Origin of the sequence: Paenibacillus agaridevorans, assembly GCF_018604145.1 — a bacterium.
Taxonomy (GTDB): Bacteria; Bacillota; Bacilli; order Paenibacillales; family Paenibacillaceae; genus Pristimantibacillus; species Pristimantibacillus agaridevorans.
Map to the genome: position 1 here is coordinate 3782485 of NZ_CP075889.1, position 15851 is coordinate 3798335.

Here is a 15851-nt window from a genome sequence, read left to right on the forward strand (position 1 = left end):
TATGCTCTCATCCTAACCATTCAGGGTCCGTTCCATATAGAGGCAAACGCTGCGAATAAGTCGAAAATGCGGTCTAAAATGTGTGAATAAGTGCAAGAAAGCGCTTTTCCATTCCACAATTCGTCCGCGTCCTCTATAATAATGAGACTAAACGAGGGGCAGGGGAGCGATTTCTCATGAGACGAGCACTTTCATTCAAACACCCGATTTACTTTAATCACTTGCTTATCAAGATCACCATCTTGATTGTGCTCACCGTCCTGGCACTATCCTTGATTCTGAACTACAGCTTCAAGAGCTATAGTATCAGCCAGTTAAATTCGTCGAATGAAAAATTGATGAATCAAATTTTGCAGAATGCGCTGGCCATCAACGATTATGCCAAAAGTTTCGCCACATCCATGTTCAATGGCCCGGATGCGGCCAATTTAATGTACGGTCAGGATGTCCAGATCATTGATATTTTGAAAAGCATGCGAAATACGGATATTTTCCTGAGCAGCACGCCATATATGCATTCCGCTTACTTCTATAACGGGCGTTCCGGTACCTATTATCTGATCGGGCCGGATACCGGCATTCGAACAACTATGGATATTCTCGATCATGATTTTGCTCACATGATCGAGAACCCTGAACGAATCAAGAGTCTCACCCCCATTCCCAGAAGTATTCGCTTCTCGGAGGCGAATGCGGAAAAAAAGATAGAGGTATTTTCCTACATCCTGTCGGAGCACTTTCCAAACTCGAAAAAAGTGAAAAATGCACTCATCGTCAACCTCAGAATGGACTGGATTTTTAACACCCTATCTTCATATAAGGATACGAATTCTTTAGAGGGAAGCAATATTCTGCTCCTTGATTCCGAGGGAAAGGTCGTTACAAATTCAAATTCGGAGAACAAGCTGTTCGGAGTGGATTTGTCCGCCGAGCCCTTCGTCTCGGAAATATTGGCCTCCAAGCAAAGATCGGGATTCATGATCGCGGACTATCAAAATCAATCTTCTGTGATCACGTATGCCACTTACAACTCGGCTCCATGGACTTTGGTTAATATTACCCCCTATGAGCTCATCGCGAAAAGCATCGGAAAAGTAAAGCGTACGACGCTATCGATCGGCTTGATCATTATGATCCTCTGCACGTTTTCGGCTTTTCTGCTTGCCAGAAATTTATATGCCCCCGTACGCGATCTTCGATATATGGCCAGGAAACTGGATTATTTACAAAGCGAGAATCAAGATGAGCGGAACGAGTTCGATTATATTGCCAGTTCCCTTCAATCCGCTTCGCACAAGCTGATATCGCTTGAGTCCTTTCGCAAGTCAAACTTATCTATCCTTAAACAAAACTATTTGAGAGATGTGATATTAAACAACAATTCAAGCGAAGTGAACGATGAGACGCACTTCAAGGAGCATGGGATTGTCCTCAATCCGAAGAGCAGATTGGTTGTCGTTCTGTTCAAAATCGACCACTTCTCGGATTTTCAAGCGAAGTACAGCCTGAAGGATCAGACCCTCATGAAATATGCGCTGCAAAATATTATCAGTGAAATTCTATATTCTTCTTTCCCATGCGAAACATGGGATGAGGGGGGCGATACAATCTTCGCGCTGCTGAATGTGGAGCCGGATAACAGCGAATTGCAGCAATCTTTCTCTGATATCGATGAATTTAAAAAGCTTATTCGAGAGGTCCAAAATGTTTATACAACCTACTTCAAAACAGGCCTTTCCGTCTTTATAAGCCATTCGGGGGAGAGTTTGCGGGAAGGGAGACGTCTGTTCGAGGAGGCGGTCGAGTTGTCCAAGTACCGCATGACATTCGGGCACGGCAGCGTTCTGTTCCAGCAGGAAATGGATATCGATTCCTTGTCCGAATATAATATCGACAATGAACTGACCACACAATTTCTGGAGATGTTGAAAAAGGGCCGTCTCGATGAAGCTTGTATGTTATTGAATAGCCTTATGAAGAGCTTATCGAATTGCAGTTATAACAATATTATGTTTACCTTGTCGCACTTGTCGTCATCCATTTTTAATGCCATCAACCTTATGGAGAAGAACGGAACCGTTTTATTCGCGCTCGATTTTGTTTCATTCGACAACAGGATCAAAAACATGGAGACGCTTGAGCAAATCAATGCGGAATTTTTGAAGCTTATTGAGTCTATCGTGCTCAGAATGGAGCAAAGCCGGGATGAGAAGTCGGAGATCGTCGCATTGAACGCCATCAAGTACATTGAGGTCCATTATACGGACCCTTCTCTCACTACCAATCAGGTGGCCGATCAATTCAATATGACTCCCGCTTATCTTGGAAAGATGTTCCGACAACATGCATCCCGCTCCATCACGGATTATATTTCTGAAGTTCGATTGGTAAAGGCATCGGAGCTCTTGAAAGAATCTGCTTATAACATCGATGAAATCATCGACAAAATTGGCTGGGAAAACAAAAAGTACTTCTTCACTTTGTTTAAAAAACGATTTGGCACCACTCCAACAGAATATAGACTAAAATCCAGGTTGAATGAGATTTCAAAAACGGAACGTTAAAGTCTGACCGCGCATGACCTGGCGTACTGAAGGCTGCCCCCATTGACCTTTCGGGGCAGCCTTCAGCAATTTGTTCGGGTAACCTTAGTTGTCGTCCCGATCGTCGTCATACTGGTCGTCATCATCCCAGTCATCATCGTCATCGTCGTCGTCATCCCAGTCGTCATCGTCATCGTCGTCCCAATCATCCCGGTCATTGTCGTAATCGATGTCCAACACTTTGCCGCTTGAGGCGGCAATCTCCACCTCGGCCGTGCCGTTCGCCGTCTTTAACTTAACTTCATATTCCAGTCTGCCGTCGTCGCGTTCCGTCTCCACTCGAATCAGCTCGCCCTTAACGGCTTGCTTTGCAATCTCCACTGCACGCTCGACAGTAATGATATTGGCGGCAGTTGCAGCAGAGCCGCTGTTAGCTGAGCCTGCAGCCGACTTCGAATCGGATGACGCCGTCGATTGTGCTGGCTTGGTTGTCGCCGCGGGTTTCGAAGTCGCTGACGCGGAGGAGCTACCAGTTGCCGGCGCCGAAGGTTTCACTGTTGCTGCTGCCGACTGCCCTGTGCCGTTAGTCGCTTGTGCACCTTGCGCGCCAGTGCCTGCTTCGGCTACAGATTCGGATCGGCGGTCATCGTCGTCGTCATCTTCTACAATGCGCAGCACTTTGCCGCTAATCGCATCGATGTACACGTCGGCCTCCCGGAAGTCTTCCTTGCGGTCGATGTCGACCTCGTAATAGACCGTTCCGCTATGGCGCTCCAGATCAACGTCGGTTACCGTGCCGGGCACCGCCTGCAGAGCAATCTGTTTTGCCTTAGCCTTGCCGATGTAGTCTCCCGCGGGTGCTCCAGCCGCGAATGCGGCGCCGGCTCCTCCCAGAACCGCCACGAGTCCGGCTCCGATTATCCAGCTTTTTTTGATCATCATGTTCCTCTCCTTCACCCATTGTCGCTTCTGATGTCACTCTTGTTGCTTAACTACACTTTAACCGGGCAATCTGAGGGGATCATTACAGCAACATTAGAATTTGATGAGAGGATAAGAGGAGAAAAAGAAAAGTGACTGTCAGATTCGACAGATCCCTTTGAATGCTGTATGAAATTTCATACTCATGTGCCTCGAACGCACCGCTCCAGCGACATTGTATATGAAATTTCATACAGATGTGCCGCGAACGCCCCACTCCAGCGACATTGTATATGAAATTTCATACTCATGTGCCGCGAATGCAACACTCCAGCGCTATTGTGTATGAAATTTCATACTCATGTGCCGCGAATGCAACACTCCAGCGCTATTGTGTATGAAATTTCATACTCATTTGCCGCGAACGCCCCACTCCAGCGATATTGTGTATGAAATTTCATACTCATTTGCCTCGAACGCCTCACTCCAGCGACGTTGTGTATGAAATTTCATACTTATGTGCCTCGAACACACTTCCCATGTGACATTATACGACCTGGCGAAGGCATGATCGGCGTACATGGAGACGCATCCTAGTCATCATCGTCATCGTCGTCCCAAGCTACGGATACGATGGCGCCGGACGCCGCGTTAAGCTGGACCTCGGCCTCCCGGCCGTCGTTCGTCTCGATGTCGACGTAATAGTACCAGACCCCGTTGTCATCGTCCTTATCTACGTCCGTCACGGTTCCCGCAACCTTCGCCAGCGCCAGCGACGCAGCTTGCTCCTCGGTGATATGGACGGACGAAGTCGACGACGGCTTGCCTCCCGGCGTCCGGGTCGGAGGTTTCGTCGTTGCGCCAGCGCCGTTCGGCGACGAAGTTGGCGGCTTCCCCGCGCCACCCGTACCGCTGGGCGACGGTGTAGCGATGGGCGTAGCGGCAGGCGTCGACGAAGGCACAGGCGAAGCTTCGCTGCCCGAATCTGAAGGTTTTGCCGTCTCCGACGGTGAATTACCTGGCTCTACTCCCGTACCTTCATCGCCTGTGAAGCGCTCCAGCAGACGAATACTGTCCACGCTGCCCCTTGCTCCGCCTACCGTTACCTCGTATATCCCCTGCTCCGTTCTTAGTTCCACCAGATATCCGCCGTCTTGCGCCGAGCTGCCAATAATCTCTCCGCCATACTGCTTCAGAACCTCGCCTCTAGCTTCCTCCATCGTAAGCCCCGCAGCGCGGCCTTCTCTCGTTGAGAACAGCAGTACAGCGCCAATGAGAAGACAGAGTGCGACGCATGCGGCCGCGACTATCGTGCCGGTTCGCCATTTGCCAGACGACATTGCCATCATCCCTTTCCTCTACCTGCTGTTCATTGTAAAACCTCAATATTACAATTTCCTGAGAAAACGGGTCGCATCACATCATCTCCTCTAGAAAACGCGACATACCTCATCATTTTTCATGAGAAATCGCGGCGAATCTCAAAATTAGATTCCCTTAAGTGGCCGGAAGCCAAATCGTCGCGGTCGTTCCTTCCCCTTGAACGCTTGCCAGCGTCAGCTCCGCTCCAAGCGCCTTGGCCAGCTCCTTGGCCAAAGAGAGTCCGAGTCCCGCACCGCCGGTCGACTCTCCGTCGCGGCTCCGCGCCTTGTCTACTCGATAGAACCGTTCGAATACATGCGGCAATTCGTTCTCCGGAATGCCAATACCATTGTCGCGAACAGCCATATAGAAACGTTCCCCTTCGCTGCCCAAGCGAAGCTCGATAGGGCCATCGCTGTATTTGCGCGCATTGTCCAGCAAAATCAGAAGGAGCTGCTTCAGCATATCGGGATCCGTTTGAGTCGGCATGCCCTCCTCCCGTTCGACAACGGCATCGCCCAGCCGCCCAGCCTTTTCTTGCTGTTCCGGACCTGCCCCTCTCAGCTCAACCGTCACTTCCCGCTCGTAAACCTTGCCGAAAGTGGCAGCAGCCTGCCTCGCGAACGGCAAGAGATCTACCTTCTCCGTCTCCGCTTGCCACGCCCGTCTGGCGGTGGCGAGAAGCAACAGCTGCTCCGTCATTCCCTTGAGCCGTACGGCTTCGGAATGAATGGCTTCCACGGATTCTTCCAGCAGCTCGGGCCGATCCGCTCCCCTCCTCTTGAGCAGGCTCGCATAGCTCTCGATGATGGTAAGCGGCGTCTTCAGTTCATGCGAAGCGTTGGACACGAACTGCTCCTGGCGCACGAAGCTCTCTTCGAGCAGGCCGATCATCTCGTTGAACGTTTCTCCCATGCCCGCGAGTTCGTCCCTGGACTTTCCCTTCCGATTCAACCTCGCGAATTCGCCGCTCCCGATAATGCGGCGCATCGTGCGCGTCATATCGGCTATTGGCCGCATGAGCACCCTGCCGAGCACGCCGCTGGAAATGACGACGGGCACAAGCACGGCGGCGGAGACGCTAAGCAGCACAAGCCGCAGCAAGCCCAGCAGCTCCATCAGCTCTTCCATGCTCGCCGTAGCTTGCACGTTCACGATCGACCCGTCTGCGGCAATAACCGGGAGCGACACGAAGCCATAATTCCGCGATCCGATAACAAGCTTGTCTTCCCTTCGTTCGGGAAAAAAAACCGCCCCTTCGCGGCTTAACTCCGTCTCTCCCGCCGAAGTTACAAGATATTCGCCGCCTCGTCCGTCTCCGCTTACCAAACGCAGCATCCCTTCCAGCGGGACGTAGGCGCGCATCAGCTCCCGGATGGCCGCGGGCTCTGCTGTATTACGCAAGGCGGCGGCCGCGATTTCAGTCTCCGCAGCCAGCTTGCCGATCTCCCGGTCAACCATCGTGCCGGAGAAAACAAGATAGACGGTCGTATTGGCCGCGATCAACAAAAATGCAAACAAGACGGAGGAGTAGAGATGGATTTTGCTCCCCAGCTTCATGTCGCATCCCGGATGACGTATCCGATTCCCCTGATCGTATGGATCAACTCCGCCCCGAATCCTTCGTCCACTTTCTTGCGGACGTAACGGATGTACACATCCACCACGTTCGTATTGCCGGCGTAGTCATACCCCCAAACTTCCTCCAGCAATTGGTCGCGGCTTAACACAAGCCGTTTGTTCCGAAGCAGGCAAGCCAGCAGGTCGAATTCCCGCTGCGTCAGCGCAATCGGCACGCCTGCCCGCTCTACCTCGCGCGTGCTTTCGTTCAGCCTCAAATCGGAGGCGCTCAGCCATTCGCCTGGCTCTTCATCTTGAGCGTGCAGCGCTGCAGCTTGGGCCGCATGCGGTGCCGTCTGTCTGAGGAATGCTCTTATGCGCGCCAACAGCTCTTCCATCTCGAAGGGCTTCGTGACATAATCATTGGCGCCAAGATCCAGCCCCGCTACCTTTTCCTTCACCGCGCTTTTGGCCGTCAGCATCAGGACCGGCGTCGCGGAATCCACTTCCCGAATACGCCGCAGCAGCTCCAGACCGTCGATGCCGGGCAGCATGACATCCAGCAGAATGAGGGCAACACCTCCAGCTTTGTAGGCCGCCCAACCTTCCACTCCATCCGGCGCCAGTCTCACCTCATAACCTTCGCTCTCCAGCTCGATTTGCAGCAGGCGCGCAATTTTGCGTTCGTCCTCTACTACCAGTATCGTATCGCTCACCGCTATTCCTCCCGCTTAACAGCTTAACTCCCCTCAGCATAGCGCAAAAAGCACTGCCTCGTCTAATCGGCATTCTCGAAAGTTGAGCGCGGCGAAAAGTTAGGAATAAACGGAAACTCCTGTTTCAAGGAATGCGAGGATGGTTCATATCTATATCGCTTCTTTTATAGATCTACCGTGAACCCATACCACTTGAAGCTCTAAATCAGGAGAAAGAAGGAGAACATTAGCTTTCTTTCCATAAGCAAGGCTCCCCAGATCGGACTCAAGCCCAAGTAATTTGGCCGGATTCCCGCTTGCGAATCGACTTACCTGTGCGATAGTCAGTCCTACTTCTTGTACCATATATCGAAAAGCTTCGATCATTGTCAATGTTGAACCTGAAAGATTGCCCCCATCCTTTAATCTGGAAATTCCATTCTGCACGTTTACGTCAAGTCCAGCGATATGATAGCTCCCATCACTTAACCCGGCTGCAGAGATTGCGTCTGTAATAAGAATGACCTGATCACTTCGTTTCAGCTTCGTTAGTAGCCGAATACAGACTGGGTGAACATGATGCCCGTCAGCAATGATTTCTGCACTAATCCCGTTATGGCTTAGAACTGCACCTACAGTTCCAGGATTGCGATGGTGAAACCCCCTCATCGCATTAAATGTATGTACCGCATGGGTCAGGCCGTAATCCGCTGCTTCATTGATACATTCATAGGTTGCATCCGTATGACCACATGCAGATACAATTTTCCGATCTTTTAACCAAGTGATCAGAGCAGTGGCTCCTTCTATCTCTGGCGCAAGTGTAAGTATTCGAATCAGTCCCGGATAATTACTAACCCATTTTTCTAACCACTCCATCTTTGGCGCAACGATATGCTTAGGATCCTGTGCCCCTGACCACCTTGAGCTAATAAATGGCCCTTCAAGATGAACCCCAAGCAGCCTGGCATACGGCATCTCCCCGTTCTGATAGACAGCTACAGCACGAATGACCTTTCCAATAGCGTCGTGTGAAGCGGTTACTGTCGTAGCTAGCATCGTAGTTGTTCCGCGTTGTCCATGAAATTGCGTTATCGCATCATAAGCTTCCGTCGTGGCATCCATGAAATCATGACCATAGCCTCCATGTACATGTACATCAATAAACCCTGGCAGCACCCAGCCTCCATGTGCATCAACTTCTTCAACATATTCCCCTTTCGCAGTAACAACCTCTGCCGCTCCTTCTCTAGACCCGATATATACAATACGCTCATCTTGCCAAGCAATGGTTCCTGCTTTAATCGTGTTATTATCCATTACGATTGTACCGTTATTTACGACCGTCATAACCCCTGGATTCGTGTTCATAGCGCATCCCTTCCCTGATAGCATCGATCATTCAAATCTAAAATCGTAATATAGCCGATAAGTCCCTCTGCAGAAAAAGCCCTGACTGCAGACGTCAGGGGGAATGAGGAGGGTCAATTATTTATTGGTGTGAAATCCAGGCTGCTAACAAGTGCTCGAGCTACGCGATAATGCCAATAAAGGCCAGCCGAAACCGCGTTCCTTGACAACCTGGGCCGTTGCCATGAATGACTTCGATCTCTACCTTGTGCATTCCAGTCGTCAAATCCTCAGCCACAATCTCCACATGGTATATCCCCTCAGCAGGGGACCAATCCGCGCGATCCAACTGAATCACAGTTGCCTCTCCGCCATCCATGCGACAGCGGAAATCTGCCGAAAGTTTGCCGAAATCAAAACCAAGCGCCAATCCCTTCCCTTGAAATGAGAATCGAAGTTTCGAGCCGATTGCTGTTGTCACTAACAGTTGATCTATCCAAACCAAATTTGCACTTCGTTGTACCGTCCACGGTCCTTCTGTCCTCACCTCTCTGAACGGAACGAAAGAGATATTTCCCCAATGTTCTGAATTTATCGGCTCCGGCAACAAAGGAATTCGAGGGGTTCGGCCTAAATCCGTGTTCAGTTCTTTCTCCAGGTATGCGATTACACTTTGGGCATAACTCAAGCTGCCTCGATGAGTCGGGTGCAATCCGTCAGGCAGCCATTCTTCCCAAGCCATTCGTCCTTTACGCACTTCCTCGAACGCGTACAGTCCCATCCATATCGATCCAATATGATAGTGCTCACCGATCTGTTCTAATTCTGCAATTGAATCTGGTACATTTCCCGCTTCCATATCAGCGTACATAGCCTGCAGATAGCTATAAGTCAACACGAGATCAGAATCGCTGCCCGCAATCAAACGTCGGATCAACCCTTCACGCGTACGTTTTCGCCTCTTGTGCGGTGCATAATAGTCGTTCACCGCATATTCGACAAAGATGATATCACAGTCTTTAGAGAGAATATCCCGCTCGGCCCGGAACACCGCAAGGTTGCTGCCAGTTGCTCCAATTGCGGCATTCTCAATCGTAAATCTTACTTGCGGATATGTTTCTACTAGCCAGCTAACCACTTTGTCTGGCCAGTTATGACCGGGCTTCGCTTCGGTAATCGAACCCCCTAGAAAACCAAGCGTCACCTCTCCTCGTTCAAGAGCAGCCCGCAATCGAATTAACGGGCTCCTGTGCCTCCATATTCTCTTATCCATATCCTCACTCCAGATAATGATAATTTAACCTTAAAATTGCTTGAAGTATTTGAACTAATTGAAGAAGTATGGGCGGAGTTGATCGAATTCCAACCGTAACTCCGCCGATAACAGTCTTTCCGTAAATGACCAGAACTGTTCCTTCTTTAAAATTTACTCAATCAAGTCAGACTTTTGAAGTAATCGCTTAACAATGACGGCAACCTCTGCCCTGGTAATGTTCGCTTTCGGAGCCAACTCCGAGCCGTTTCTCCCCGTAACAATTCCTGCCTGCAGACTATCGGCAATACCTTCCTTCGCCCAAGCCGAGACCATACCCGAATCGGTAAAGGAATTGATCGGTCGTCCCGCTCCTACCTCTTCAAGCTTCGCTTTCAGCCCAGTAATTGTCATCGCCTTGGCGATGATCGCCATTGCCTGTTCACGGGTAATCTTGTCCAATGGACGGAAGCTGCCATCTTCGAATCCGTTGATCAGGTTATAGGCGTAAGCGGTATTAATAACAGAGCTGTACCAATCCGTTTCCCTTACATCCGAGAATGGAGCCGAGCCGCTCATTGGCTTCAGTCCCAACCCCCGAACGATAATAGCTGCGAACTCTGCACGCGTAATATCTTGATCTGGATTAAACTTGTGGTCGCCGATACCGCTTATGACCATTCGGGAACCCATATCGTTTGCGGCTTCCTTGGCCCAGTGATTTGCGACATCCGTAAAAGCAACAGGGTTTGAGATCACCGCGTAAGTGCTGTTCGTCAAACTGTTCACTTGCGCATAATATTTGCCCTCTGCATAAACGATTTTCGTCGGCACGTGACGAATGGAGCCGTCTGAATCAACCACTACACCTGTAGTGATTTGCTTGAGATTTATGCCTGCCGGAATCGCGATTATTCTTTCGACGTACGTATTAAACTCCGACAATTCGATAATTGTATCCCCGTAAATGCCTCTCACTGTAAAGTTGATTGGCGGGGTCACGATGGTCAACGCATTGTTAGCAACCGTATTCTCGAGAATCCGGACCATTTCTGCAGTCGGCATACCGATTTCGATCTGAATACTAATATCCTGCAGAGCAGCAAAATCACCAAGCTGTTTCGATATGGAATCCATATTAATTTGCAGAGCTGGCAGCTTATAGATACCATTTTCTGTTTGAATTACAATAATAGCTCCCTTATGCTCCATGCTCTTAACCATTTGCCCATTAAACTCAACAATAGCGACGTCGGAATTCATCGTCATTGGAATCAGAATGACCGGATGCGCGCCTTCCGCCGAGAGCTTCTCTTCCAGTGTGCTTTGATCGATCGTTACCGTTGTGACCATTTGGCCATTCACCTTGGCAGTTTTTGCTTTTCCGGCAATTTCCGCCTTGCCGTTAATCAGGATTTTTATGCCATTGTTCTCTACAGGTGTAACAGGAGGCGTGATGATCGTACCGCTATTTTGCGTGTAATATGCCGTATACGTGATATTGCCCGTCACCGCCCGGGCAGCTAAAGCTTCCGCCGATAGTTTGGTTATGCCTCCATCGCTACTCCATCCAATGAATGTATAGCCGCTATTGGCTGTCACAGTCGGCACTGCAGACGGATTGCCTCCAGCCGTTACCGTCTCGCTAGTACCGCTAATCGTGCCATGCAACCCGGCTGTATAAGTCACCGTGTAGCTCATTACCGGTTCCTCATTGGTAAAGTTGACTTCATAACGCTCAGTCGTCGTTCCATCCTCAGCTGTTACGGTAATAACGGCTGTCCCGGGAATCGAGGCAGCTTGTACGATCGACACCGCGGCAAGATTATCCACTGCCGTGGCCCCAACAACAGGAACCTCCGTCGCGTTCTTATCCAATACAACCGTGTACTCCTTCAAGTCCATCGCGAATCCATCCACTATGCTGCCATCTACTGTAATATCATTTAATCTTGCATCGTGCGAAACAGCATCATGATAAACCTCAATGCTGTCAATACGGGTTATGCCGGCTATATCTCCTACGTAGCAGATGACTCTAATTTTCGATGTCATAATATCAGCGAACATGATATTAATAACCGATTTCGTGTTATCCTTTACCGAATAAACATTTACCCACTGTCCGTCCTTCCAATATTGAACATCGAAATCCCTCATCTTGAAATAGGATTCCGTTGTATAGACATCAATATGGTTCAATACCGTAGGCTGGGCAAATTCCACCTGCAACCACTGTGGGTTGTTATAGGAGGTTCCTCCCGCTACATCGGAGCTCCACCCCGCGAAAGATCCATGGTTGCCAAGAATCGCTTTTACAGGGGTATAATCATTGCCGTAATCCGATGACGACGCTGTTGCCGTTGCTCCTACAAATAAAGGATTTGTGATGGTAAACTGAATATTGTAATCATAGGAACCCGTTACGCCGGATCCATCCAGCGCAGTCGCTACAATTTTGACATTGCCTTCCTTCAATAACGTAAGAACGCCAAATGGACTGATCAGCGCCTTATCTGTAGGCGTAACGCCATCCTGCTCGAAGACCGCCCATTCCACCCTTTGATCCCAGGTGTTGTCTGGAGCAAATACCGGCAGCATCTGTTGATTGCCAAGGAATTCGTTCCCGCCATCGATAACGGTCAGACTTTGCGCTTTGGCTGGAGGGGCTGCCTTATCTTGTCTGGTAATAATAACCGTCTTGGAAGCCGACAGTTGGCCATCAGCGTTCTGTGTTGCCGTCACTCGGACAACTCCGTTTTTCAAGGCAGTCAATAAGCCGTTTTGATCAATCGTCGCTGCATCCGTGGAAGAGCCATCCACATTACTCACTTCCCAATCCACCGATGCGGCTGTATGCTCCACATTAACGGCAGCCGACAGCTGCAGCGTACCCTGCTGCACATTAATCGTTGTGGTTTGATTGGCACTGGATACAACTAACTTCGGCGCAAGCGCAGATTGGTCTGATGTGACCAAGAGCACCCAGTCCAGGCTGTCGGGCTTTGCCGGGATCGCCCATTGTCCGTTAACCGGCGTTACCTGCTCCGATATCAACGTGTATTCGCCCGTTCTTGTGTTATACCACTCCGCTTTGTACACCGTACTCGCCATCTGTTTAAGCGTACCCGTTACTGTATTAGGCTCGGCGAAATAAGCGATATACGTTTTGTTGCCATCACGCAACAGATAGGAATCATCCTTCCCCGTGAAATCGGCATAGGTCGTATCCCGGAATGCAGGCGTTAGCTTCCACCACTGCAAGCTTTCATAGAAGTTCTTGAAATGCGTCATCTGTGAGCCGCCCGCGGCATTTAATCCATCAAACCAACGATAGTAGGGACCATAGGGAAACCAACTATCTGTCGAATCATTGATGGCCCAGACGCCTTGTACGCCATATCCAAAACCGAAGGCCCCGTTAGAGAAGGCCCTATACGGAGTGGAACGCGCCTCATCTGTTGTAATCCGATTAAATTCATAGCCTGTTTCATAGGCAACATAGGGTTTTGTCTCGTTATACTCCCAAAAGGTTTGATAGCCATCTTTTTGCAGATTGGAAGGCTGTACGCCAAACCAGGAATGATATTCCTTGTCTCCCCAGCCTGTATTCCCCGCATCCCCGCCCTCCATATGGGCGGTTAACGGCTGATGATAAGCGTCATTATCATAGATTGCCTTTGCAATCCTATGCCAATAATCATTGAATTCATGGCCTGGATCCACTTCTTGCGCAGTCGTCCACAGCACTGGATAGGCTCCAAATCTCGCTTGCCAGTATTTACCCAATTTCTCGAGTAATACAGGATCGGTTACATTTAGGATGGATCTAAAGGTAAAGGCAGCATTTGCATGAACAAGTCCAGCATCCGCGACATATTGAAACTTCTGGTCCAGATCCTGGAGTCGTCCGAGATGCCCGGATCCTATTCCCTTGGAGACATCAAGGTAATTTCCGGTCATATATAACGGCTGGGATTGATAGACTGTAAATCCTTGACTGACACGATGATCGACAGCATATTTGAATTGCGAATCGATTCCTTCTACGTTCGATCCTTCAAAACGCTCGGAAGGCATGAACCAATGGGTATCGCCAAGATAAAAAAACGGAGTTCCATCGTTGTAATTAAAGTGGCGATCATTGTCTCCGACTTGCAGAAAACCTCGCTTATACAACTCTAATGCACCGGAATAAGGCGTGGCATTAAAAGTTAGGGCCTCGCTCCTGTTGAGTCCAGTATCATCAGCAGATGGATTAGCTTCTACCGTCATACTCCATGTTCCCGTAACAGTAGGAGCAAATCTAACCTTCCATATGCGCCCCCCGTCCCAAAATGCGGGGCGAGTGATTTGAATGCCGCCTGGTCCCGTAAAAGTTGCAACGACATCCACATCAGCGAAGGGGTCATCATACGTCTTCGAACTCATCAAGGACAACTCCATGCTGCGCCACTGCTCAATCGATTCACGTATAACGATGTCTGTTGTTGCTGCAACCCCCGAGCCGTCCAATGCCTCGGCCTTAACGGTAACGGTTCCTGCTGTAATCGCTGTCAGGAAACCTGTAGCGGCATCGATTTCTGCCATTCCCGAAGAACCCGGTTTCGGACTGACACTCCACGTTACCGCCTGATTCGTCGCATTGCTTGGTTGTGCCTCGGCTTTCATCTGTACCGAGAAGCCAGGGAGAACCTCCATTGAGACCCCGCCAGTTATATTAAACTGCTCTACTTCAATCATGTATGAAGAATAGATTTGAAATTCAAAAAGGTCTGCCCAAGCCTTCGTAACAAATCGGACGTATCTCCCCTCTGATCCCTCCGGAAAAAGTGCTCCAAATTCATTGAATCCAGCAGCGTTTGCAGAAGTAGTATTTTTGATATATTCATACTTGTTCATCCCGCCATCGCCAACTACAACAGGGGCCCAATCCTGGGCATTGTCTGAAATATAAACGATGTTGATCCCATCCCAAAATCTGCTAAAACTCGCCTTGACGTAATTTAATGGATAGCTCCGGCCCAAGTCAATATAGAAGTCAACCGATCCATTGGGATACCCGCCGCCCGCCATTGTGCCTGAATTGCCATCCGTTAAGTTTTCTTTTTCACCCGAACCAGGGTTAAACACCATATCGCCATATGCGAATACAGGATTGCCTTGTGAAACTAAGGTTAGCCCGCTTGGTACATCCACGTATTCCTTACTAACAGCCGCTGGAGCGTCAATCGAATACACCTGGATTTCATTGATATTTACGTAAACCTGTTCGGCTCTAATTCTTACATAACGTCCCTCTGTATTCGCTGGAAGCAACGCTCCGAATACATTGCGATCTGTGATTGAGGTTGTCGTCGTATTTTGCAGATACTCATATTTGCCTAAGCTGCCGTCTCCGGTGACGACTTCCGTCCAAGTAGCGGCATCGTCCGATACATAAACCCTGTTTGTATGGTTCCAATGCCGGGCAAAATGGATTGCTACATAGTTTAACTTTTTCTTCTGCCCAAGATCCAAGTACAGATCTATAAATTCCGTTGCTCCTGATATCGTGTCCAGATCGCTATCCGTTAGATTGCTCTGCACGCCATCATGAACAACCATCCCGTTGTAGGGGGTAACCGGCGCTCCATGCGAGATCAAATGCATCTCCGATGGCAGTTCAGCATACACCTTATTTACGACCGCTGGAACACCCGGCGAATACACCTGGATTTCATTGATGTTCACATAATCCTGGTCCGCACTGATTCTAACATAGCGGCCTTCTGTATGTGCCGGAAGCATCGCTCCGAATACATTGTGATCCGTGATGACGGTAGTTGTCGTGTTCTGCAAATATTCGTACTTGTCTATGCTGCCATCTCCGGAGACCACTTTCGTCCAAGTCACGGCGTCGTCCGATACATAGACCGTGTTTGTTTTGTTCCAATGCCGGTTAAAGTCGATCTTTACATAATTCAACTCTTTTTTCTGACCGAGATCTAAATACAAATCTATAAATCCCGGCCCTCCTCCTGACATCGTGCCCAAATCTCCATCCGTTAAGTTGCTTTGTACGCCATCATTAATGACCATTCCATTGTAAGGCGTGACCGTGGCTCCTTGTGAAACAAGAGACGAATCTGAAGGTACCTCTGTGTACAATTTAGTTATATCTGCTGA

At 49.4% G+C, this 15851-nt stretch carries 8 protein-coding genes; 1 reads left to right on the top strand and 7 read right to left on the bottom strand.

Annotated features, from left to right (window positions below):
* Positions 1-176: 176 nt before the first annotated feature.
* Complete coding sequence (locus KJW29_RS15990) at positions 177-2564, top strand: AraC family transcriptional regulator (RefSeq protein WP_214630534.1); 2388 nt, start codon at positions 177-179, stop codon at positions 2562-2564.
* 84 nt (positions 2565-2648) lie between these two features.
* Here the strand turns inward: KJW29_RS15990 and KJW29_RS15995 are convergent, their stop codons facing one another.
* The 7 genes from KJW29_RS15995 to KJW29_RS16025 form a co-directional block, all read right to left on the bottom strand.
* Positions 2649-3485 carry a PepSY domain-containing protein gene (locus KJW29_RS15995; protein ID WP_214630535.1) on the bottom strand — a complete coding sequence of 279 codons (837 nt, stop codon included), beginning with the start codon at positions 3483-3485 and terminating at the stop codon, positions 2649-2651.
* A 572-nt stretch (positions 3486-4057) separates the two neighbouring features.
* Positions 4058-4804, bottom strand: coding sequence for a PepSY domain-containing protein (locus KJW29_RS16000; RefSeq protein WP_214630536.1), 747 nt, complete (start codon positions 4802-4804; stop codon positions 4058-4060).
* Between the two features lie 157 nt (positions 4805-4961).
* Positions 4962-6386, bottom strand: coding sequence for a sensor histidine kinase (locus KJW29_RS16005; protein ID WP_214630537.1), 1425 nt, complete (start codon positions 6384-6386; stop codon positions 4962-4964).
* Positions 6383-7102, bottom strand: a complete 720-nt coding sequence (locus KJW29_RS16010; protein ID WP_214630538.1) for a response regulator transcription factor — start codon at positions 7100-7102, stop codon at positions 6383-6385. Before KJW29_RS16010 ends, KJW29_RS16005 begins: the two co-directional genes overlap by 4 nt.
* A gap of 150 nt (positions 7103-7252) precedes the next feature.
* The gene (nagA, locus tag KJW29_RS16015) at positions 7253-8452 is read right to left on the bottom strand and encodes an N-acetylglucosamine-6-phosphate deacetylase (protein WP_214630539.1); all 1200 of its coding nucleotides are present in this window, start codon (positions 8450-8452) and stop codon (positions 7253-7255) included.
* A gap of 160 nt (positions 8453-8612) precedes the next feature.
* Positions 8613-9704 carry an SGNH/GDSL hydrolase family protein gene (locus tag KJW29_RS16020; protein WP_214630540.1) on the bottom strand — a complete coding sequence of 364 codons (1092 nt, stop codon included), beginning with the start codon at positions 9702-9704 and terminating at the stop codon, positions 8613-8615.
* Positions 9705-9857: 153 nt separating this feature from the next.
* Positions 9858-15833, bottom strand: a complete 5976-nt coding sequence (locus KJW29_RS16025) for an S-layer homology domain-containing protein (protein ID WP_214630541.1) — start codon at positions 15831-15833, stop codon at positions 9858-9860.
* Positions 15834-15851 lie beyond the last annotated feature (18 nt).

What these genes read in the sequence shown, in the direction of transcription:
- KJW29_RS15990 (WP_214630534.1), top strand. Translation starts at nt 177, where the DNA reads ATGAGACGAGCACTTTCATTCAAACACCCGATTTACTTTAATCACTTG.
- KJW29_RS15995 (WP_214630535.1), bottom strand. Translation starts at nt 3,485, where the DNA reads ATGATGATCAAAAAAAGCTGGATAATCGGAGCCGGACTCGTGGCGGTT.
- KJW29_RS16000 (WP_214630536.1), bottom strand. Translation starts at nt 4,804, where the DNA reads ATGTCGTCTGGCAAATGGCGAACCGGCACGATAGTCGCGGCCGCATGC.
- KJW29_RS16005 (WP_214630537.1), bottom strand. Translation starts at nt 6,386, where the DNA reads ATGAAGCTGGGGAGCAAAATCCATCTCTACTCCTCCGTCTTGTTTGCA.
- nagA (WP_214630539.1), bottom strand. Translation starts at nt 8,452, where the DNA reads ATGAACACGAATCCAGGGGTTATGACGGTCGTAAATAACGGTACAATC.
- KJW29_RS16020 (WP_214630540.1), bottom strand. Translation starts at nt 9,704, where the DNA reads ATGGATAAGAGAATATGGAGGCACAGGAGCCCGTTAATTCGATTGCGG.